The sequence below is a fragment of the Streptomyces sp. SD31 genome (assembly GCF_052068475.1).
In the GTDB taxonomy this organism is placed as follows: Bacteria; Actinomycetota; Actinomycetes; order Streptomycetales; family Streptomycetaceae; genus Streptomyces.
This window is the reverse complement of the sequence record NZ_JBQHCX010000010.1, coordinates 159,610-180,480: the sequence shown is the minus strand read 5'-3', so window position 1 is coordinate 180,480 and position 20,871 is coordinate 159,610. Positions and strand designations below refer to the sequence as shown.

Sequence of the window (20,871 nt, the reverse complement as noted above, 5' to 3'; positions counted from 1 at the left end):
CCCGTACACACAGGATTGGGTAGCCAGTGGTTCTGAAAACCTTCGGCTGGTCGTTCGCGGTCACCGCGCTCGGCCTGGTTGCAGCGGTCCTCTTCGGGGGGTGGACCGCCTTCGGCATCGTGGCGATCCTCTCCGTCCTCGAGATCTCGCTGTCGTTCGACAACGCGGTGGTCAACGCCGGAATCCTGAAGAAGATGAATGCCTTCTGGCAGAAGATCTTCCTCACCATCGGCATCCTGATCGCCGTCTTCGGTATGCGACTGGTCTTCCCGGTCGTGATCGTCGCGATCAGCGCGTCGCTCGGGCCGATCGAGGCGGTCGACCTCGCACTCAGCGACAAGGACCGTTACCAAGAACTCGTCACCGACGCCCACCCGGCGATCGCCGCGTTCGGTGGCATGTTCCTGCTGATGATCTTCCTGGACTTCATCTTCGAGGACCGGGACATCAAGTGGCTCGGCTGGCTGGAGCGCCCGCTCGCCAAGCTCGGCAAGATCGACATGCTCTCGGTCTGCATCGCGCTGATCGTTCTGCTCATCTCGGCGCTGACCTTCGCGACCAACGCCCACCAGCACGGCGGTCTGCACGTCGACAAGGCGGAGACGGTTCTGCTCTCCGGTATCGGGGGCCTGATCACGTACATGATCGTGGGCGGACTCTCCGGCTACTTCGAGGACAAGCTCGAAGAGGAGGAGGAACGCGAGCACGAGGCCGAGGAAGAGGCCGAGCGCACCGGCAAGCCCCGCTCGGCGGTCGCCATGGCAGGCAAGGCCGCGTTCTTCATGTTCCTCTACCTCGAGGTCCTGGACGCCTCCTTCTCCTTCGACGGCGTGATCGGCGCCTTCGCCATCACCAACGACATCGTCCTGATGGCGCTGGGTCTGGGTATCGGCGCGATGTACGTCCGTTCGCTGACCGTGTACCTCGTGCGTCAGGGCACCCTCGACGAGTACGTCTACCTGGAGCACGGCGCGCACTACGCGATCGGCGCGCTCGCCATGATCCTGCTGGTCACCATCCAGTACGAGATCCACGAGCTCATCACCGGCTCGATCGGCGTGATCCTGATCGGCTGGTCCTTCTTGTCCTCGGTCCGCCGCAACCGTGCGCTGGCGGCAGCGGAGGGAAAAGCGGAGACCTCGGACGAGAAGACTGAGGTCTCGTCCGGGGTGTGACATCCCTGCGGGTGAGGAACGCTCTGAGCGGGGCGGCCGGGCCTCCGGCCGCCCCGCCGGTTTTTCCAAGTGACCGTGGTTCTTTCGTGGTGAACGCGGTTCTTTCGTGGGACGTGGGGGCGGAATGGGCTTCTTGGACGGACTCTGGCGTGGCCGGGCGGCCGAGTTCGACTCGGGCAGCGCGTCGTCGAACTCGATCGAGCTGACGAAGCGGCACGACCGGGTCTCGCTCACCAAACAGGGCGCGGCGACCGGGCATCTCCGGGTCAACCTGGCCTGGCGGATGCGGACGTCGGACATCGGAGGATCGCAGCGGGAGAGTCTGTTGCGGCATCCCTTCAAGGCGCTCAAGCCGCCGGAGGTGCTCGGGCACAGTCAGAGCATGGTCAACGTGGACCTCGACCTCGGGTGCCTGTATGAGCTGGCCGACGGGACGAAGGGGGTCGTGCAGCCGCTGGGCGGGTTCCTCGGGGATGTGAACTCGCCGCCGTACGTGAAGCTCAGCGGGGACGACCGGTTCGGGTCGGCGTCCGGGGAGACGATGTACGTCAACCTTGATCATCGGGAGGACATCAAGCGGCTGCTGGTCTTTGTGTACATCTATGACCAGACGCCGGCGTTCGACCGTACGCATGCGATCGTCACGCTGTATCCGAGCAACGGGCCCCGGATCGAGATAGGCCTCGACGAGCGGCACCCGCAGGCTCGGTCCTGTGCGGTGGTGATGATCGAGAACGTGAAGGGGGAGATCTGGGTTCGGCGTGAGGTGAAGTTCGTTTACGGGTTTCAGGCCGAGCTGGATCGGTTGTTCGGGTGGGGACTCCAGTGGGGGCGGGGCTATAAGACGAAGGCGGAGAAGTAGTCGCCTGAGAGCTCGGCGGCCTGGTGTCGTCTGGCGACCGCGGGCTTGTCGTGGCTGGTCACGCGGTCACCCGCGCCCCCAAGACATCACCGTCCGATGAACTGGGGCCCTTGGGGTGGCAGGCGGAATTCCCCCGCCGGTGCTGCCGTTACCGGGGGCGGGTAGCCGTAGCCCGACTGGGCTGTGGCCGGCTGGCTGGTGGGCTGGGGGTAGCCGTATGCCGGTTGGGTCGGCGGGGGCTGCTGCGGGTAGCCGTAGGACGGCTGGGACGGGACCGCCGTCGTCGGTTGCTCGGGGGGCAGGGGCTGGGAGATCTCCGGCGTGGGCCTCGGGGCGGGCTCGTCCAGCGCCTCCGACTCGTCCACCGAGATGCCGAAGTCCGTGGCCAGGCCCTTGAGACCGTTCGCGTAGCCCTCGCCCAGAGCGCGGAACTTCCAGCCCTCGCCGCGGCGGTACAGCTCGCCGCAGATCAGGGCGGTCTCCGCGCCCGTCTCCGGCTTGACGTCGAAGTACGCCAGCGGATCGCCGTCGGCGGCCGCCGCGTCGTACAGCAGGATGCGCAGGTCCCGTACGCGGTCGAAGGTGACGCCGTCCGCCGAAGCGACCAGGAGAATCTGACCGACCTCGGCCTCGACACCGGCCAGATCTGTCTGGATCGTATCGGTGAGGCCCTCGGTGAGTCGCTTCTTGCCGAGTCGCCAGACCTGTCCGGAGGGGTGCCGGGGCTGGTTGTAGAAGACGAAGTCCTCGTCGGAGCGCACACGACCGTCGGGGCCGAGGAGGAGTGCCGAGGCGTCGACATCCGGGACCCCCTGCCCGGGCGTCCAGCGCAGCACGGCGCGTACCGTCGTGACTTCGAGCGGGACGTTCGACCCCTTCAACATCGCGTGCGTCATACGGTCATCCTGCCCTCTCCGTCCTGGTCACGACAACGCGGGGGTGCGACGGACCGTGCGCGCCCGTGTTCGTCCGCGTTACCAGAAATTCATGCCCTGCGGGAACCCCCGACATGGGTATCTACGTACTATTACCGGCCACCTGTGAACCGGTCACAGGGGCCATCGAGTCACCACGGGGGAGCTCTATGCGTCATTTCGGGCACATCGCCCCGGAGGTGCGTCAGCGCCTCTTCCACCAGGAGCCGTGCGAGTTCAGCGCCGACTCCCCGGCCCGGCTGCTCTCCGCGGCCCTGGGCGCCACGCTCTACAGTCCGGCCACGCGGCCGCGGCTCGCCGACGACATCGTCAAGCAGACCGGGCGCGGCGTGGTCTCGATGGTGCTGTGCCTGGAGGACTCGATCGGTGACGAGGACGTGGCGGAGGGCGAGGAGAACCTCGTCCGGCAGTTCACCGACCTCGCGGAACGGGAGAGCGCGGAACCGGCGAGTGCGGTGGATCTGCCGCTGCTCTTCGTCCGGGTCCGTACGCCCGAGCAGATCCCCGATCTCGTACGGCGGCTCGGCCCCGCCGTCCGGCTGCTGTCCGGATTCGTGCTGCCGAAGTTCACCGAAGAGCGCGGCATGCCCTTCCTGGAGGCCCTCGCGAGCGCCGAGGCACAGAGCGGGCGCCGCCTGTTCGCCATGCCGGTGCTGGAGTCGCCCGAGCTGCTCTACCGGGAGTCCCGCGTGGAGACCCTGGAGGGCATCTCCCGCGCGGTCGACAAGTACCGCGAGCGGGTGCTGGCGCTGCGCCTCGGCGTGACCGACTTCTGCTCGTCGTACGGGCTGCGCCGGGCCCCGGACATGACCGCGTACGACGTCCAGATCGTCGCCGCCGTGATCGCCGACGTGGTGAACATGCTGGGCAGAGCCGACGGCACCGGGTTCACGGTGACCGGGCCGGTGTGGGAGTACTTCCGGGTACAAGAACGCATGTTCAAGCCGCAGCTGCGCCGCAGCCCCTTCCTCGAAGGTCAGGCCGAGGAACTGCGCGAAGCCCTCATCGAGCACTCCATGGACGGCCTGCTGCGCGAGATCACCCTGGACCACGCCAACGGCCTCCTCGGCAAGACCTGCATCCACCCCTCCCACGTACTGCCCGTGCACGCACTGTCCGTGGTCAGTCACGAGGAGTTCAGCGACGCCAAGGACATCCTGCGGCCCGAGCGCGGCGGTGGGGGTGTACTCAGGTCGCAGTACACGAACAAGATGAATGAGGTGAAGCCGCATCGCGCCTGGGCCGAGCGGACCATGCTGCGGGCCGAGGTGTTCGGTGTGGCCAACGAGGACATCGGTTTCGTGGAGCTGCTCGCCGCCGGGATCCCGACCTGAACCGGAAACGACCGGCTTCCGACCGCTCGGCCGGCTTCGAGCCGGCTGACCGGCTTCTATATCCAAGGGACGCATGAACAACGCAGTGAACAACGGGGTCTGGTCCGGGAGCTGGGTCGCCGAGCGGCTCGGAGTCCAGCTCGTGGGCGACGACGAGCTCACGCAGATGCTGGGGCTCGCCCTGCGCCGCAACCCCAAGCGGGCGCACCTGCTGGTCTCCCACGTGCTCGGCAAGCACGTACCGCAGTCACCGTCCGTGGTGTACGGCGCCGGCTTCGCCCTCGGCCGCCGGGTACGCGATCTCTTGGGCGCCGAGGAAGCGGGCGCTGCGGTCGTCCTCGGTTACGCGGAGACGGCGACCGGGCTCGGCCACTCCGTCGCCGACGGCATCGGCTGCGCCCCCTACCTGCACTCCACCCGCCGCCCGGTCGCCGGAGTCGCCCGGGCGGGCGGCTTCGAGGAGTCCCACTCGCACGCCACGTCTCATCTGCTGCTGCCTGAGGATCCGGCGCTGCTGGTCGGGGACGGGCCGCTGGTCCTGGTCGACGACGAGTTCTCCACGGGGAACACGGTGCTGAACACCGTGCGGGACCTTCATTCGCGGTATCCGCGGCGGCGGTATGTCGTGGTTGCGCTGGTAGACATGCGGTCGGCGGCGGATGCGGGGCGGCTGGAGGAGTTCGCGCGGGAGATCGGTGCGCGGGTGGATCTGGTGGCTGCGGCTTCGGGGACGGTGCGGTTGCCGGAGGGGGTGCTGGAGAAGGGGCAGGAGTTGGTGGCGCGGTACGAGGCGGAGAGCTCCGCGGGTAGTGCCGCGATGGGTGGTCGGTCGTCCGCGGGACCAGCCCCCACCGGCCCGCACTCGGACGACCACCGCACCCACCCCCACATCACCCGCGTCGAACTGGGCTGGCCCTCCCGCCTTCCCGACGGCGGCCGCCACGGCTTCACCCCCGCGCACCGGGCCCGTCTCGAAAAAGCCCTCCCCGCCATGACGGCCCGCCTCGCAGAGGCACTCCCCGCCGACGCACGCCGCGTGCACGTGCTGGGCTTCGAAGAGCTGATGTACGCCCCTCTCAGACTCGCCCGTGAGCTGGAGCAGGTCGCCGAGGGCGTCGAGGTGCGGTTCTCGACCACGACCCGCTCGCCCGTCCTCGCGGTGGACGACCCCGGCTACGCGATACGCAGCCGCATAGTCTTCCCCGCCCACGACACCCCCGCCGACGGCCCCGGCGAGCGCTACGCCTACAACGTCGCGGGCGCCGGCTTCGATGCCGTCATAGCCGTGGTCGACTCGGTCGCCGACACCCCCGAACTGCACACGCCCGAGGGCCTGTTGGCGCAGCTCGCCGCCCACACCCCGCACGTCCTGCTGGCGGTCGTGCCGTCGTACGTCCCCAGCCCCCTCGCCCTCCCCGAAAGGCACCCGATGCTGCCCGAGCCCCTCCGCGGCCCCGCCTTCTCCTCGTACGCCCCCGAGGAGGTCGGCTGGCTGCTGCAGGACCTCTCGGACGTGACGCTGGAGGCGCCGACCGAGGAACGGGAAGAGGCCATTCAGAGCGGCGGCGCGCACTACGCCGAGTCGCTCCCCGTGGAGTACCAGCCCAGCGAGCAGTACCAGGCACTGTTCCACGCGGCCCTGGAGGAGTCGGCGGCACGGCTGGCGCAGGCGGCCGGCGCGGTCACCGAGCTCGTCCTCGCCGAGCTCCCCCACTCTCGGCTTCGCTCGAGCGGGGGGACCCCCATGTCGCGTCCGGTGCTCGTCTCGCTCGCCCGCGCCGGCACCCCCGTGGGCATCCTCATGCGCCGCTGGGCACAGTTCCGGCACGGCCTGGAACTGCCGCACTACGCCGTCTCGATCGTCCGCGGCCGCGGCATCGACGCCAACGCGCTGCGCTGGCTGGCCGCGCACCACGACCCGCGGGACGTCGTCTTCGTCGACGGCTGGACCGGCAAGGGCGCCATCACCCGCGAACTGGCCGCCGCGATAAGGGAGTTCGAGGCGTCCGACGGCATCACCGGCTTCGACCCGGAGATCGCCGTACTGGCCGACCCGGGCTCGTGCGTGCGGACGTACGGCACCCGCGACGACTACCTCATCCCGTCCGCCTGCCTCAACTCCACGGTCTCCGGCCTCATTTCACGCACCGTCCTGCGCGCCGACCTGGTCGGCCCGCACGACTACCACGGCGCCAAGTTCTACCGCGAACTCGCCGGCGCCGACGTCTCAGTGGCCTTCCTGGACGCCGTCTCCGCGCGCTTCCCGGAGGTCGTGGACGCCGTCGACGCCACGGCCAAGGAACTGCTGTCCGGCGACCGCGCGCCGACCTGGGAGGGCTGGGCGGCCGTCGAGCGCATCAGCGAGGAGTACGGCATCCACGACGTGAACCTCGTCAAGCCGGGCGTCGGCGAAACCACCCGGGTGCTGCTGCGCCGGGTGCCCTGGAAGATCCTCGCGCGGGCCGGCGCCGGCGCCGACCTGGACCATGTACGCCTGCTGGCCGAACAGAGAGGGGTACCGGTGGAAGAGGTGGCCGAACTGCCGTACACCTGCGTGGGGTTGATCCACCCCAAGTACACGCGGGGCGCGACGGGTGCCGACGGCAAGGCGGTGAACCTCTGATGCCGGTGCTGGTGGCGAGCGACCTCGACCGTACGCTCATCTACTCCGCCGCGGCCCTCGCGCTGACCATGCCCGACCCGCGGGCGCCGAGGCTGCTGTGCGTGGAGGTGCACGAGAGCAAGCCGCTGTCGTACATGACCGAGACGGCGGCCCAACTGCTGACCGACCTCGGCGACGCGGCGGTCTTCGTGCCGACGACGACCCGCACCCGCAAGCAGTACCAGCGCATCAACCTGCCGGGCCCCGCCCCGAAGTACGCGATCTGCGCCAACGGCGGCCACCTGCTGGTCGACGGCGTCTCCGACCCCGACTGGAACGCGCGGGTCGCCGCCCGGCTGGCCGACGAGTGCGCGCCGCTCGCGGAGGTGCAGGACCACCTGATGGCGACGGCGTCCCCGGCGTGGGTGCGCAAGCACCGGATCGCCGAGGACCTCTTCGCCTACCTCGTCGTCGAGCGCGAGCTGCTGCCCGAGGAGTGGGTGAAGGAGCTCGCGGTGTGGGCGGAGAACCGGGGCTGGACGGTGTCCTTGCAGGGCCGCAAGCTCTACGCCGTCCCGAAGCCGCTCACCAAGAGCGCCGCCATGCACGAGGTCGCCCGCCGGACGGGGGCGGAGCTGACGCTGGCGGCGGGCGACTCCCTGCTGGACGCCGACCTGCTCCTCGCCGCCGACCGTGGCTGGCGCCCGGGCCACGGCGAACTGGCCGACACCGACTTCACCGCCCCGGCGATCAGTGCCTTGCCGGAGCGGGGGGTGCTGGCGGGGGAGCGGATCCTACGGGAGTTCTTGAAGACGACCCGCACGGAAGCGCCCCGATAGGGGCGCGGGGAACTGCGCGACAAGCCACGAAGCACCCGCAGACGACGACGCGCGACTTCCAGCGGAGCTATCCGCAGCAGCCCCCGCCGCAGCAACCGCCCCCGCCGCTCGCCTTGGGCGCGGGGGCCGGGGCGGACGCCGTACCGCCCACCGCCACCGTCGACAGAAGCTTCACCGTGTCGTCATGCCCCGCAGGGCACGCGGCGGGCGCGGACGACTCCGCCATCGGACGGCTCAGTTCGAACGTGTCGCCGCAACTGCGGCAGCGGTACTCATAACGAGGCATGAGCACAGGCTAACCGTCAGTGGGCGGAGCCCCCACGCTCCTCACGGATCTGCGCGACCACCCGGGCCACCGTCCGCCGCACCGCCTCCGTCTCGGTCAGGAAGTGCCAGTAGTCCGGGTGACGCCCCTCCAGCGTGCCGACCGCCCGCTCCAGCCGGGCGACCGAGTCGTCCAGCGGGCGCGCATGCCGAGGATCGGGCGTGTTGCGGCCCGCCATGGCCAGCCGCTGGGCGTCCCGGATCGCGAAGCGAGTCCGGTCGATCTCCTGCTGGGGGTCCTTCTGCACGGCGTTCAGCCGGCGCAGCCGGTCCCCGGCGGCGGACACCGACTCGTCGGTGCTGTTCAGCAGCGCCCGGACCGTCGACAGCAGCGCGGTGGCGTCCGGCCAGCGCTGGTCATCGCGCGCGGCCTGTGCCTCCTTCAGCTTCAGCTCGGCCTGCCGTACGTTCTCCCCGGCCCGCTCCGGGACGCTCTGCAGGTCCTGCCAGCAGGCCGCCGTGAACCGCCGCCGCAACTCGCTCAGCACCGGCTCGACCTGCCCGGCACGGGTGGTGAGCGCCTGCGCGCGCGTACGCAGCGACACGAGCCGGTGATCGATCTCGGCCGCCTTCTCCGGCAGCCGCCCGGCCTCCACCCGGACCGCTTCCGCCTCCCGGGCGACCCGCTCGGCCCGGTCCAGCGTCTGCGGCACGCCATGCTGCCCGGCGCCCTGATTCAGCTTGGTCAGCTCCGGCGCGAGGGCCGCGAGCCGGGCGGCGAGGTCGTCCGCCTTCAGCCCCGACCCCCGCACGGCGTCCAGGGCGTTCGAGGCGGCCAGCAGGCCCTGCCGGGCGCGCTCGACGGCCGGGGCGAGCCGGGCCAGCTGGGTCTCGGCCTTGCCGAGCAGCGGCCCGAGCCCCTCCTCGAACCGGTCCAGGTCCTGCTTGACCCGCCCCAGCTCGTCCTTGGCCTTCGTCAGCTCCGTGCGGGCGCGGGCGGCGGCCGAGGCCTCCAGGTCGTCGCGGTCGAGGTCGTGCGCGTCGACGGCCTGGATGTACTGGTGACTGGCCTCGTCGATACGCCGCCCGAGCGCCTCGAAGTCGGTGATCGCACGGCGGGCGGCGGGGGAGTCGTCGACGGCCGTGATCGTCTCGATCGAGATCCGCAGGTCCCGCTGGGCGGTGTCCAGCTCGTAGAACGCGGCCGCCGCCGCGTCCTTCGCGGCCTGCGCCTCGGCCCGCTGACTCTCGGCCCGCCCACCGAACCAGCGCCGCGTACCACCACCGGCGAAGGCGGCGGGCAGGGCGAGGACGGCGACGAGGGGGAGGGCGCAGACCAGGGTGAGGGTGTCGCGGAGGGCGTGGTACGTGCCGCGCGGAACCCGACGTACGGGATGCACGACACCCCGCGCGGGATGCCCCCGCGTGCCCGGCACTGACGGCGAGTTCGGCTGCGGAGGTGTCGCCGGTGTCGCCGTCACATCCCTCTCCCGTGCTGTCATTCACCCTGCCCGGTTCATTCTCCCACCGGTTTAGGACGAACACACGGGCCGGTTAGTTCGCGGTTCGCACCGTGACTTTTCCATCGCCGCTACGGGCGGAGACCACGTGGGAACTGGTGTTGTCCCGGGGCACGGACACATCCACCGCGCCGTCACCGGTCTCGGTCGACACGCGGTACGTCGCCCGGGGCAACTCGATCGTCACCGAGCCGTCGCCGCTGCGGGTCTCCACCAGGTCCGGTACGGTGCCGAGTTCGAGCCGGACCGAGCCGTCCCCGGCCTGCGCCCTCACCTGGCGCGAGGAGACGTCGGAGACGTGCAGGGAGCCGTCGCCGGTCCTCAGGTCCAGCGGACCACTGGAGTCGGTGACCCGCACGGACCCGTCCCCCGTACGAATGCTCAACGCGTCCCGGAACCCGCGCGCCCGCACACTCCCGTCCCCGTCCTCGACCTTCACGGTGACCCCGTGCGGCACCTCGATCCGGTGCTTGGCCGAGCAGTTGGCGATCATGCCCGAGCACTTCTCCCGCAGCACCAGCCGGTCGTCCTTCATCGCCCAGGTCACCTTGGGATCCGAGCCGACCACGACCGACCCCTCGAACCACCGCGTGACCTCGACCGCGCCGGCCTTGTTCCCGTCGGCGGCGACGATCTCCAGCGCCGAGTCGTCGGAGTCGATGGTCAGGGCCTTCCCCTCCAACGCGAACGACCGATGCTCGGGTTCCTTGTCGTCCCCGGCAGCGGCCCCGCATGCGCTGATCCCGGCGAGAAGCACCACGACGGCCCCGACGACGACGGTGACGCGGGCGGCGCGGACGGGCACGGTACGGGCCATGACGATCTCCCCCTGAGACTTCCCTGGACCGGCCTTGGCGGGCCGGGGTTACGACGGTGCTTTGACCGTACGGATCCGGAGTTCTGCCGGAAATCCGGCGCGCTACCGGATTGGGGGTGGGGTTAGCCCCCCGCTGCTGCGGGCTGTGTTCTGCGTGCGGTGGCGCACGTGGGCCTCTGGAGTGGGACAAGAGTTCCGGCATCGAATGAGCGACCTTTCCGGTGCTCGGTCGTTGCATGCGATGAACAGATCTTCAGTGTCAGTGGGGGTGATCGGGTGGGCGGCCTGCGTGAGTTGGCGGCGTCATTCGTGGCACCCGCTCCAGCAGGGGTGTCGATCCGGGCGCGGCTGCGGGTGTCATCGGAAGACGCGGCGGTACTGACCGAGGTCGGTACGTTCCTCGGTTCGCTGGCGTCAGGGGATCTGGCGGCAAGATCCCGGCAGGGGGCCGTCCAGGATGCTGTCTCTTGGGCCGAGCGGAAGCGGGCGCTGACAGCGTCCTCTTCGGCGCGGTGGGCGGGCAGTGTCACCAGGGCCACGGACGATCAATGGGCGCTGGCGAGACGTGGTCAGGCCGCAGAGATGGCGTGGCTACGAGGGCAGATCACGCGGATCGGGGCCCGGCTGGCCCGCCCGCTGGGTCTCAAAGGAGACAAGCGGGCCGGGTTGGTGCGTGGCTACGCCACCAGCACGGAGTGGCATGCCAAGTCTCGCCGTCTTCGCGTCCTTCAGGATCGGCTGGCGTCCCTCGAGGCGGACTGGGCGGCGGGCCGGGTGCGCGTGGTGCGCGGCGGCAAGACGCTGGCGCGCAGGCGTCATCGTCTGGACGAAGCGGGGCTGAGCCGGCAGGCATGGCGGGAGCAGTGGCACGCTGCCCGGATGTTCCTGGCCGCGGATGGGGAGACCGGCAAGCGCTGGGGCAACGAGACCATCCGTGTCACCGATACCGGACAACTGTCGATCAGGCTTCCGGCTGCTCTTGCCCACCTGGCCAACGCCCCGCACTGCCGCTACGTGCTCGACGCAACCGTGGCCTTCAGCCACCGGGCTGGGGAGTGGCTGGACCGGATCACCGCCAACCGAGCGGTGGCCTACCGCGTCCACCACGACGTCCTTCGCGGCCGCTGGTACGTGACCGTTTCCTGGAAGCGCCCGCAAGCCCCGGTGCTGCCCCTTGAGGCAGCCTTGGCTCACGGTGTGGTCGCGGTGGACATGAACGACGACCATCTCGCTGCCTGGCAGCTCGACGTGCACGGCAACCCCGTCGGCGCACCCCGGCGGTTCTCCTACGACCTGTCGGGCAGCACCCAGCACCGGGACGCCCAGATCCGGCACGCGCTCACCCGGCTGCTGCACCACACCCGCAGGACCGGGGTGGCGGCGATCGCGATCGAGGACCTCGACTTCGCCGACGGCACGAGCCGCGAGCGGCATGGCGGGAACAAGCGTTTCCGCGCCCTCGTCTCCCGCTTCCCCACCGCCAAGCTCAGGGCCAGGTTAGTTTCGATGGCCACCGAGCAGAACGTCGCGGTCGTCGCGGTGGACCCGGCCTACACCTCCCGATGGGGTGCCCAGCACTGGCAACAGCCGTTGGCCACCTCACGGCGTAAGACCACTCGCCACGACGCTGCAGCCGTGGCGATCGGACGGCGCGCCCTCGGGCATCCGATCCGGCGACGGACGGCACCGCCCCCGCACGACCGGAGAGATCGTGCGGGGCATCGGACCGTCCAGGCCGGACCGGAGCCCCGACGGCGTGAGGGACCCCGCCCCCGCCTCCCTGGACCACGGACACGATCCGTGTCGCCCGGAAGCGGAGCGAAAGCGGGCGACCAGCGTGCCCAACACCGCTCGGGGCACGCGGCTGAGCGGGAGTCCTGGCATCGGGACCCACTCCCGCTCGGTCCCTAGGAAGAGAGCTGACCTCCTGTGCAGACCGCGGTATCGGTTTGCAGTGCAGGGCCCGGGACAATGTAGGCTGTCGACTCGTCCCGGGTGCGTAGCTCAGTGGTAGAGCGCCTGCCTTACAAGCAGGATGTCGGCGGTTCGAAACCGTCCGCGCCCACAGCAGGAGAGGGCCCCGCCGTTCACGGTCGGGGCCCTCGGTGTTTCAGCTTGCTTCCTTTGGCGATGCCTCGTGGGCGTGCTTCAGCTTTGTGCGGGCGTCCACCCGTTCCGGCCCGGAGAGGTCCGACCAGAAGCGGTGGCCGCTGACGAAGACCGCGAGTTCGTGCTCGCGGTGCCGGAGCTTCTCCACCTCGGCCTGCTCGTCCTCCGTCCAGCCGGGGGAGGCGGGGCGCTCGACCTTGCGCCAGCCGTTGTCGTCGCTGAATCCGTCCAGGGGTACGACCGACCAGGGGAGTCGCTTCAGCAGGGCCGACAGCTCGGCCCGGACCTGATGCAGCTCCTCCTGGCCGGCGAGGAGGTCACTCGGAAAGTCATAGGGCGTAGCCACGGCCCAATGCTACGCCTGTTCGATTTTGGGTTGCGAGTTTCTTTGGGTGGTTCATGCGAACGAGTGTGTGAGTCGATGATCGGTGGGCTCGCGCCGTTGAAGGTGCGGTGTGAGTGGCCTTACGGAGGTGGGGTGCGGCTAGTGGCCGGCGGTCCTCAGCTTCTGTACCAGGTGGGTCGTTACCGGTGCGGGTACCCCGTGTCGCTCCGCCGCGCGCAGCAACGCGCCGCCGATCGCGTCCAGTTCGAGGGGGCGGCCCGCCTCGGCGTCGCGTTGCATCGATGACTTCGTGCTCGGGGGGAAGGCGTCGTAGCGGGCGAGGGCCTGGGCGGGGTCGGCGGGGCCGCCGCAGGCGCGGCTGACTGCTGCCGTTTCCTCGACGAGGGACGTCAGCTCCTCGCGGTGGCGGGTGCGTACCTCGCCCAGGGGGAGGGCGTGGTGGGTGGTCAGCAAGGCGAACGGCGCCAGGAAGGACATCTTCGCCCAGAGCGTCGCCGTCTCGTCCTCGAGGACACGGGTGGTGGGGCCGGCCGCGGCCAGGGCGTGGGCGAGGGCGTCGAGGCGGCCGCGGGGGACCGGGTCGCCGGTGAGGTCGATCTCGGCGAAGGGGCTGGCATGTTCGATCTCCCCCGGGGCGACACGCGTCGACTCGGCGCGGATGACGGCGGGGGCGACGCGGTCGGCGCGGTAGTGGGTGCGGAGGGTCTGCGGGTGTTCCACGCCGTTCAGGAAGGGGACGATCAGGGCGTCGCCCGGCGCGGTGGGCGGGACGCGGGTCAGGGCGGCGTCGAGGGCGGTGGCCTTGACCGCGATCAGGCAGGCGTCGACCGGTTCACGGAGCTCGGTGTCCGTCTCGACCTCTGCCGTGAACTCCCCGAACAGGCCGCTGCGGACGTGGATTCCGGTCGTACGCAGGGTCTTGGCCGTCTCTTCGCCGGCCAGGCAGATCACGCGGTGACCGGCCCTGGACAGCAGCGCGGAGAGCAGGCCGCCTATGCCGCCCGGGCCCAGTACCGCCACGGTGAGCCGGTCGGCGGGCGTGATGTCGTGCGCCGCCGTGGGATTCGCCGTCATGTGATTCCTCTCGTCGGTCGGCCCCGTTGTGGTGGCCGCCTCGACGTGATCATGGCAGACAGGCCCCTCTCCGGGGGAGACTGTTGGACATGTGCCGCAGTATCAAGACGCTTCGTCCGCCCGCGTTGCCCGAAGAGGCGACGGAGGAAGAGATCCGGGCCGCCGCCCTGCAGTACGTGCGCAAGGTCTCCGGGTTCCGGGCTCCCGCCGCGCACAATCGGGAGGTCTTCGACCGTGCCGTCGATCTGATCGCCGAGGCCACGGCCGACCTGCTTGAGGGGCTGGAGGTGCGTGGCGCCGCGCCGGCGCGCAAGGCCGGCTGAGGGGTCTGGGACTTCTGTCGGCTGGGGCCCGCGGCGGCTACGCCGGCTTCCGGCGCATCACGTACGTCGCCCCAGCCCCCGCCGCGAACAGTGCCGCCACCGACACCGCCGTCGCCAGCCACGTCGCGCCCAGCCACTGGGCGCCGAAATAGCCGAGGGCCACGCTGTACGTGGCCCAGGTGATGCCTGCCAGGGCGGACCAGGGCAGGAAGTCGCGCGGGCTGCGGTGCGTGGCGCCGGCGCCCAGCGAGACCACCGAACGGCCGGCCGGGGCGAAGCGGGCCAGGACCACCAGGGCGCCGCCGCCCCGGGCCAGGGCCGTGCCGAGACGTTCCTGCGCCGAGGTCAGGCGGCGGGAGCGGGCGATCGCGCGGTCCAGGCGGGCGCCGCCGCGCCAGGCGAGTCGGTAGGCGACCAGGTCGCCCAGGACGGAGGCCGTCGCGGCGCAGAGCGTCAGGGCCAGGATGTCCGGGACGTCGCCGGGGACCCGGCCGGTCGCGGCGCCCGAACCCGCTGCCGCCGCCATCGCTGCCGTGATCACCAGGACACCGCTCGGCAGGACCGGCACGAACACGTCGAGCAGGACCGACAGCGCGACCACCACATAGATCCATGGGCTCGCTGTCAGCAAACCCACGTCATCGAGACCCTCGAACACCGCAACTCCCCGTTTCCCCCGTGGCCGGACCGTGCCGCGACGTCGTGGGGGAGCGGCAGGGGCGGCCTATGACAGCCATACAGCGTACGCGCGGGGTCTGACAGGAGATCCATCGGGGGCTCGTGTGTTCGGCACAGCATGTTCACTCGGGCGCAGGATGTTCACTCGGCTGCCGTGCGGACGAGCAGAGGGAGCAGAGGGAGCAGGGGGAGTAGAAGGAAACGGCGCCCGTGCCGCGTTGAGTTCGCGGATACGGGCGCCGTCGTACGGGCCGGGGCCAGGCCCGGGGCCGGATCTGGGGCCTGGGCCTGGGCCTCGGCTCGGCTGCCTGAGCAGCCGTCAGGCCGCGATCGGCGTCTTGTCGGCCGTCGTCCTGCTCTCGGCCCCGGAACGCTTGGCGAACAGCCGGTCCAGGCCGAGTGCGCCGGAGCCGGTGAAGATCAGCAGGAACATGGCCCAGCAGTACAGGGCGGCGCCTTCGCCCTGGTTCTCGATGGGCCACAGCGCCTGGGGCTGGTGGACCTTGAAGTACGCATACGCCATGGCGCCGGAGGAGATGAACGCCGCGGCGCGGGTGCCGAGGCCGAGCAGGACCAGGCTGCCGCCGACGAGTTCGATCACGGCGGCGTACCAGGCGGGCCAGGTGCCGGCGTCCGGGGTCTGGCCTCCGAAGGTGCCGAAGAGCGAGTTGGCGCCGTGGCAGGCGAAGAGCAGGCCGACGACTATGCGGAACAGGCCGATGGCATAAGGCTGGGCGCTGTTAAGGCGTCCGGTCATGTGGGGGACTCCCTCGGTCTGACGTTTTACCGGTCCCTGTGAGGAACGGCGTGGGGATGGATACTGATCGGTAGCCCCCACGTTAGGTAGACCTAATCAACACTTGCAAGTTCAACATTCGGCCAAGACTTTGCCCCGGAATCCCCATCCGCCCCGGAAGCAACCGCACGTAGGGCCGCCCTCGCCACCGCATCCGCGTCCGAAAGAGTGACCGAATCCACACCCGGCCGCGCCCCCGCCGCCGTCACCCAGTGCACACCCTCCGTAGGCACACCGAACGCGAAGCGCCTCGCGTGCGCCTGGCCCTGACGGTCAATCAGACGGTACGGCCGCTGTGTTACGTCCAGCCCTCCCGTTTCGTAACCGTCGACGGTGTGCGGTCGGCACTGCCCGGTCTTCAGTAGCCGGGCCAGCAGGTCGTCGGCGGTGCGGCGTAGGTCGGGTTCCGGCAGCCGGGCCTCGACGAGGGTCGTCGCCCGGATCGCCGAGCCCGGCACCTCGGGCGAGTGCGCCACCCACGCTCCGTCCTGCGCCCGCACCTCCAGCCGGGGCCCGAGCACCTCCACCACGCCCGCCTCCATCAGGGCCGTCAGCTCCTCCACACGTCGCCTGGGCGGGCCGATGGACAGGAAGGCGTTGAGCGGGGTGTACCAGCGGTCCAGGTGGTCCCGGCGCGAGGTGCCGGTGAGACCGCCGTGGTCGACGATCAGCCGCAGCTCGTTGCGCAGGTCGCGCAGCACGTCGAGGGCCGACTTCAGCGGGCCGCGCACATTGCCCCGGGCGGCCTCGGCGGCGTCCTCGCGCAGATACGCCAGCAGCCACGCGCGCCACCGCACGGGATCCGCGACGTCGCACTCCGAGTAGGGGCGGGAGATCCGGTCCCAGCTCCAGCGCTCGCGTTCCGGGATGCCGAACTCGTCGAGCAGGTACGCCTCTTGAGGGGCGCGGTGCGGGACGGCGAGGAAGCGTTCGGTGAACTCCGGCCGCCGGGCCCGCGGTATCAGCGCCGTGTAGTACACCGTCTCCACCTCCTTCGCCACCAACGGCCATATCTCCGCGAGGAAGTCCGGCGCCTCGCCCGAGTCCGCGCGCTTGCGGAACCCGGCGATCACCTCGGGGGTCAGGACGAGCGGGCGGTGACGGCCGTACGGCCCCTTCGCGTTGTCCCCGCGCGCCTGGTACGGGATGCCGCGGCGCGAACCGGCGTACAGGCGCGGCTCGTTGCCGGACGGGACGTAGCGCAGGCCGCCCCGGCCGCCCCGGTCGTCCCCGCCGTCCTCGGCGCGGACGAAGCGGCCGCCGCGGCCGGTGGTCAGCAGGGCGATGTGGTCGAAGAAGTTGAGGCCCAGGCCGCGCAGCAGCACCGGTTCGCCTGGGGATACGGGGGAGAGGTCGACGTCGGCCGGGTTCGCGGGCGGTACGTAGCGCAGGCCGTGGCGTTCGGCGTACGCGGCGAGATGGCGCTGGGGCGCGTCGGCGGCCGTCGGCAGATGTCCCTGGGCCAGGACCACGGCGGACAGGCCGGTCAGGGTGCGGCCGTCGTCGAGGGTGAGGGCCTGGCGGCCGTCGGGCGCGTCGTCGAGCCGTACCGCACGGGCCGCGTACGTCTCGACGCGTATCGCCGGGGGCGCCTCGCGCACGACCTTCGCGAACACCCACTCCAGGTACCGGCCGTAGTGCGCGCGGGTCGGGTACTCGTCCGGGCCCAGCGCGCCGGCCGCCCAGTCGTAGAGGCTGGGGCCGGGCCGGATCGGGCCCGAGCAGTCGACGCTGTCGTCGGTGAACAGTGTGACCTGCGAGGACACCGTGTTCATCAGCAGCTCGGGCGACTGCGCGGTCCGCCACACGCGACCGGGGCCAGGCGGCGCCGGGTCGACCACATGGACCGTGAGGCGTGCGCCGGGCGGGAGGAGCTCGGGGGCCGAGGCGCAGAGGCGTTCCAGGACGCTGGTGCCGCGGGGGCCGGCGCCGACCAGGGCGACGGAGACCGTGGGGGACTCCGGGGTCGGTACGGAGGTCGGTGCAGACAAAGGGGTGACTCCCGGGCGTGTGGGGCGCAGTGGAGCGTTCCGCCGGATGGAAGCGGACGGTCCGGCTCATCATGCCGTCGGGACCGGGGCGAACCGAGCCCCGGGGTGAGCGAGTGTGGGATGCATCACGAGCATCACATGCCACGTGGGTACCAAGCGGTTGTAATGGGCGGATTATGAGGCGAGGTTGGATCGATCGCGCGGTGAGTCGGGGTTGATCGCGCGTCGACACGCTCGGCGACGCGTCGAGTCGGGGTCCATCACGGACGTGTCCGGGCTGATCGTGGGGCAGGTGAGGGCTGGCCGCGGGGCGAGGGCCGGCCGATCAGCGGCGGGCTCGGGCCGGTTACGGGAGGGGGTAGGGCCGATGTGGGGCGGGTCAGGGCCCGTCACGGGGCGTGTCTGGGCTGATGTGTGTGGGAGGGGGGGGGTGGGCGATCGCGGCTGAGGGTGGGGCGATCAGGCGGTGGTCCGGGGCGGTTGCGCGTCGAGGCAGGGCTGATCGTGGGGTGGGTCAGGGCTGATCGTGGGGTGGGTCAGGGCCTGTCACGGGCCTAGCTGGGCTGAAGTGGGATGGGGTCAAGGCCTGGCACGCGGCGAGTCCGGGCTGATCGTGGGGCGAGTGCGGGCTGGGCATGTGGCAGGTCGGGGGTGAGTGTGGATCGGTCACGGAGCGAGCTCGGACTCCGCCACCTTCCGCAAGCGCGCCCCTGCCCCGCGTCCGTCCACTCCGCGCCCCGCACCCCGCTCCGTCCGTGCCTGTTCCAGCCGCAGCCGGGCTGAACGCCCGCGCAGCGTCAGGGTCATGAGCTGGTTGCCGAACCAGGGGCCGCCCGTCCTGCGCCAGTCGATCGGTGGCCGTGGACAGCCTCCGTGCCCCGCGAACCACCGGCCGAGCATCCGCGCCACCCCGCTCCAGCCGAAGCGGAAGCCGAGCCGGATCGCCAGGTGGATGGCGTTGTGGACGGGCGAGCAGGTCAGCTGGAAGACGCGGGCGTCCGGCCCCTTCCCCGCCGGCCAGGTCGGCTCGGCCACGTACGCGTGATGAACGTCCCCCGACAGCACACACACCGTCGCCGGCGCCTGCGCCCCCGAGCCGGCCTCGGCGATCAGCTCCGCCAGCGCGTCGAAGGACGACGGGAACGCCGCCCAGTGCTCCAGATCCGCCCGCCGCCGCAGATCCTCCCCGAACCGCGCCCAGCGCTCCCCACGTTCGCCCCGGCACAGGGCCGCGTTCCACGCCTCGGCGTCATGCACCAGATGTGGCAGCAGCCAGGGGAGGGACGTACCGATGAGGAGGTGGTCGTACGCACCACGATCCTCCAGCGCCTGCTCGCGCAGCCACCGCGCCTCGCCCGGGTCGAGCATCGAGCGCGCGTCCTCGTCGAGCACCCGGGCCGCCCGCGTGTCCACCATCAGCAGCCGTACGCGGCCGAAGTCGCGTCGGTAGCTCCAGCGGACGGAGGCGGGCTCGGCGTCGGCGCGGCAGGCGAAGTCGCGCAACAGGTCGGTGCCGTCGGGGACTTCGCGTACGGCGGCGTAGAGCGGGTCGGTGGCCAGCTCGCCCGGCGAGAGGTTGCCGAGGTGCTGGTGCACCCAGTACGACATCAGGCCGCTCAGCAGCCGCTCCCGCCACCACGGAGTGGCCCGCATGTCGGCGAGCCAGGCGGCGGAGGTGTTCCAGTCGTCGATGACGTCGTGGTCGTCGAAGATCATGCAGCTGGGGACGGTGGAGAGCAGCCAGCGCACCTCCGGGTCGAGCCAGGACTCGTAGTAGAGGCGGGTGTACTCCTCGTAGTCCGCGACCTCGTCGCCCGGCGGCTCGTTCAGATCGCGCCGGGCGGCCAGCCAGCGCCGGGTCGCCTTGGAGGTCTCGTCGGCGTACACCTGGTCGCCCAGCAGCACCAGCACATCCGGCCGCTCGCCGTCCGGGTCGGCGGCGATCCGGGCGGCCAGTGTGTCCAGGGCGTCCGGGCCGACCGGGTCCTCCTCACCGGACGGCGGCGCGGCCCAGCGGCAGGAGCCGAAGGTGAGGCGGACGGGATCGCCGTCACGGGGGGTCCGGATGACGGAGTCCGGGAACGGGGAGTCGGGCAGCGGCCACACGCGCGTGCCGTCGAGGAGGACCTCGTACGACTGTGAGGAGCCCGGAGTCAGGCCGGTCACCGGGATCAGGGCGTAGTGGTGGCCGGCGATCTGGAACGTGCGGGACGTGCCGTGGGCACCCTCCGCGCCGCGCACCTCGGCGGCGCACGGACGGCTTGCCTCGACCCAGACGGTCGCGGACGAGCCGTCGGCGTACCTCAGCAGTGGTCCCAGCCGCAGTTCGGCCACGTGATCGCCCTCCTCCGTCGCCCCGTACGGTACGGAACGACGGAGGGGAGCGGGGAGGTTCCGCAGGTCACGGTTTGCCGAACTCCGTCAGCGCACCGTCAGCGCACCGTCAGTGCTCCGCCAGTGCTCCGCCAGTGCTCCGCCAGTGCTCCGCCAGTGCTCCGCCAGTGCTCTGTTCAGCAGCTCGCGCAGTGCTCCGTTCAGCAGCTCGCGAGGTAGTTCGTCAGGGCGGACTTCTCCGCCGAGTCGACCGAGAGGTCGTAGTAGTACTTCACCTGGACCCAGGCGCGCACGTAGGTGCAGCGGTACGAGCTGACCGACGGCATCCAGGTGGCCGGGTCCTGGTCGCCCTTGGCCTGGTTCACGTTGTCGGTGACCGCGATCAGCTGCGGGCGGGTCAGGTCGTTGGCGAAGGACTGGCGGCGGGAGGTGGTCCAGCTGTCGGCGCCGGAGTCCCAGGCCTCGGCCAGTGGGACGAGGTGGTCGATGTCGACGTCGGAGGCGGCGGTCCAGGTGGCGCCGTCGTACGGGGAGAACCAGCTGCCGCTGGTGGCGGCGCAGGCGGAGTCCTGGACGACGTTCGTGCCGTCGCGCTTGAGGACGACCTCGCGGGTGTTGCAGGTGCCGGACTGGGTGATCCAGTGCGGGAAGAGGTCACGGTTGTAGCCGGTGCGGTCCTCGGTGGCCACGGTGAGCTGGGCCAGGTAGCTGCGGGCGGTGGCGCCGCTGACGGGCGTGGGGAGCGCGGCGGAGGCGGTCGGGGCGTTGAAGAGGGCGACGGAGGCTATGAGGCCGCTGAGGGCCGCGAGTATGCTGACCCGTCGACGCGCGTAGAACTTCGACATGCGAACTCCCTTGGGAGGTGGGGGTGT

At 70.9% G+C, this 20,871-nt stretch carries 18 protein-coding genes and 1 tRNA gene; 8 read left to right on the top strand and 11 right to left on the bottom strand.

What is annotated here, in order from left to right; genetic code table 11:
- Positions 1–26: 26 nt before the first annotated feature.
- Together ACTMVF_RS22860 and ACTMVF_RS22855 are read left to right on the top strand one after the other, a co-directional pair.
- A complete protein-coding gene (locus tag ACTMVF_RS22860; RefSeq protein WP_441272956.1) occupies positions 27–1,175 on the top strand; it encodes a DUF475 domain-containing protein in 1,149 nt (382 codons plus the stop codon).
- A 124-nt stretch (positions 1,176–1,299) separates the two neighbouring features.
- Entirely contained in the window at positions 1,300–2,037 is a 738-nt protein-coding gene (locus tag ACTMVF_RS22855) for a TerD family protein (protein ID WP_441272955.1), read from the top strand.
- A gap of 86 nt (positions 2,038–2,123) precedes the next feature.
- Here the strand turns inward: ACTMVF_RS22855 and ACTMVF_RS22850 are convergent, their stop codons facing one another.
- A complete protein-coding gene (locus ACTMVF_RS22850) occupies positions 2,124–2,933 on the bottom strand; it encodes a TerD family protein (protein ID WP_441272954.1) in 810 nt (269 codons plus the stop codon).
- A 188-nt stretch (positions 2,934–3,121) separates the two neighbouring features.
- On the opposite strand from ACTMVF_RS22850, the gene ACTMVF_RS22845 reads away from it, so the two are divergent.
- The 3 genes from ACTMVF_RS22845 (at position 3,122) to ACTMVF_RS22835 (ending at position 7,747) form a co-directional block, all read left to right on the top strand.
- Positions 3,122–4,306 carry an HpcH/HpaI aldolase/citrate lyase family protein gene (locus tag ACTMVF_RS22845; RefSeq protein WP_441272953.1) on the top strand — a complete coding sequence of 395 codons (1,185 nt, stop codon included), beginning with the start codon at positions 3,122–3,124 and terminating at the stop codon, positions 4,304–4,306.
- Between the two features lie 73 nt (positions 4,307–4,379).
- Complete coding sequence (locus tag ACTMVF_RS22840) at positions 4,380–6,929, top strand: phosphoribosyltransferase (RefSeq protein ID WP_441272952.1); 2,550 nt, start codon at positions 4,380–4,382, stop codon at positions 6,927–6,929.
- Positions 6,929–7,747, top strand: a complete 819-nt coding sequence (locus ACTMVF_RS22835; protein ID WP_441272951.1) for an HAD family hydrolase — start codon at positions 6,929–6,931, stop codon at positions 7,745–7,747. The genes ACTMVF_RS22840 and ACTMVF_RS22835 overlap by 1 nt, the downstream gene beginning before the upstream one ends.
- Positions 7,748–7,814: 67 nt before the next feature.
- On the opposite strand, the gene ACTMVF_RS22830 is transcribed toward ACTMVF_RS22835, so the two are convergent.
- The 3 genes from ACTMVF_RS22830 to ACTMVF_RS22820 are packed head-to-tail and all read right to left on the bottom strand — an operon-like array spanning position 7,815 to position 10,348.
- The gene (locus ACTMVF_RS22830; protein ID WP_441272950.1) at positions 7,815–8,033 is read right to left on the bottom strand and encodes an FmdB family zinc ribbon protein; all 219 of its coding nucleotides are present in this window, start codon (positions 8,031–8,033) and stop codon (positions 7,815–7,817) included.
- A 16-nt stretch (positions 8,034–8,049) separates the two neighbouring features.
- The gene (locus tag ACTMVF_RS22825; protein WP_441272949.1) at positions 8,050–9,513 is read right to left on the bottom strand and encodes a hypothetical protein; all 1,464 of its coding nucleotides are present in this window, start codon (positions 9,511–9,513) and stop codon (positions 8,050–8,052) included.
- A gap of 52 nt (positions 9,514–9,565) precedes the next feature.
- Positions 9,566–10,348, bottom strand: coding sequence for a DUF4097 family beta strand repeat-containing protein (locus ACTMVF_RS22820; protein ID WP_441272948.1), 783 nt, complete (start codon positions 10,346–10,348; stop codon positions 9,566–9,568).
- A 582-nt stretch (positions 10,349–10,930) separates the two neighbouring features.
- Here ACTMVF_RS22820 and ACTMVF_RS22815 point away from each other — a divergent pair.
- Together ACTMVF_RS22815 and ACTMVF_RS22810 are read left to right on the top strand one after the other, a co-directional pair.
- Positions 10,931–12,259, top strand: coding sequence for an IS200/IS605 family accessory protein TnpB-related protein (locus ACTMVF_RS22815; RefSeq protein ID WP_441272947.1), 1,329 nt, complete (start codon positions 10,931–10,933; stop codon positions 12,257–12,259).
- Positions 12,260–12,341: 82 nt separating this feature from the next.
- Positions 12,342–12,413, top strand: a tRNA-Val gene (locus ACTMVF_RS22810).
- A 45-nt stretch (positions 12,414–12,458) separates the two neighbouring features.
- Here the strand turns inward: ACTMVF_RS22810 and ACTMVF_RS22805 are convergent.
- Together ACTMVF_RS22805 and ACTMVF_RS22800 are read right to left on the bottom strand one after the other, a co-directional pair.
- Positions 12,459–12,803 (bottom strand): hypothetical protein, encoded by a 345-nt coding sequence (locus tag ACTMVF_RS22805; protein ID WP_441272946.1) that lies wholly within the window; start codon positions 12,801–12,803, stop codon positions 12,459–12,461.
- Between the two features lie 138 nt (positions 12,804–12,941).
- A complete protein-coding gene (locus tag ACTMVF_RS22800; protein WP_441272945.1) occupies positions 12,942–13,877 on the bottom strand; it encodes a ketopantoate reductase family protein in 936 nt (311 codons plus the stop codon).
- Between the two features lie 89 nt (positions 13,878–13,966).
- Here ACTMVF_RS22800 and ACTMVF_RS22795 point away from each other — a divergent pair, with 89 nt between their 5' ends.
- Complete coding sequence (locus ACTMVF_RS22795; RefSeq protein ID WP_441272944.1) at positions 13,967–14,200, top strand: DUF2277 domain-containing protein; 234 nt, start codon at positions 13,967–13,969, stop codon at positions 14,198–14,200.
- Between the two features lie 37 nt (positions 14,201–14,237).
- On the opposite strand, the gene ACTMVF_RS22790 is transcribed toward ACTMVF_RS22795, so the two are convergent.
- The 5 genes from ACTMVF_RS22790 to ACTMVF_RS22770 form a co-directional block, all read right to left on the bottom strand.
- Positions 14,238–14,858, bottom strand: coding sequence for a DedA family protein (locus ACTMVF_RS22790; protein WP_441272943.1), 621 nt, complete (start codon positions 14,856–14,858; stop codon positions 14,238–14,240).
- A gap of 339 nt (positions 14,859–15,197) precedes the next feature.
- On the bottom strand, positions 15,198–15,635 hold the full coding sequence (locus tag ACTMVF_RS22785; protein ID WP_441272942.1) for a DoxX family protein: 438 nt from the start codon (positions 15,633–15,635) through the stop codon (positions 15,198–15,200).
- 92 nt (positions 15,636–15,727) lie between these two features.
- Positions 15,728–17,665, bottom strand: a complete 1,938-nt coding sequence (locus ACTMVF_RS22780) for an FAD/NAD(P)-binding protein (RefSeq protein ID WP_441272941.1) — start codon at positions 17,663–17,665, stop codon at positions 15,728–15,730.
- Positions 17,666–18,331: 666 nt separating this feature from the next.
- The gene (locus ACTMVF_RS22775) at positions 18,332–19,999 is read right to left on the bottom strand and encodes an alkaline phosphatase D family protein (RefSeq protein WP_441272940.1); all 1,668 of its coding nucleotides are present in this window, start codon (positions 19,997–19,999) and stop codon (positions 18,332–18,334) included.
- Between the two features lie 200 nt (positions 20,000–20,199).
- Positions 20,200–20,844 carry an HNH endonuclease family protein gene (locus tag ACTMVF_RS22770; protein ID WP_441272939.1) on the bottom strand — a complete coding sequence of 215 codons (645 nt, stop codon included), beginning with the start codon at positions 20,842–20,844 and terminating at the stop codon, positions 20,200–20,202.
- Positions 20,845–20,871 lie beyond the last annotated feature (27 nt).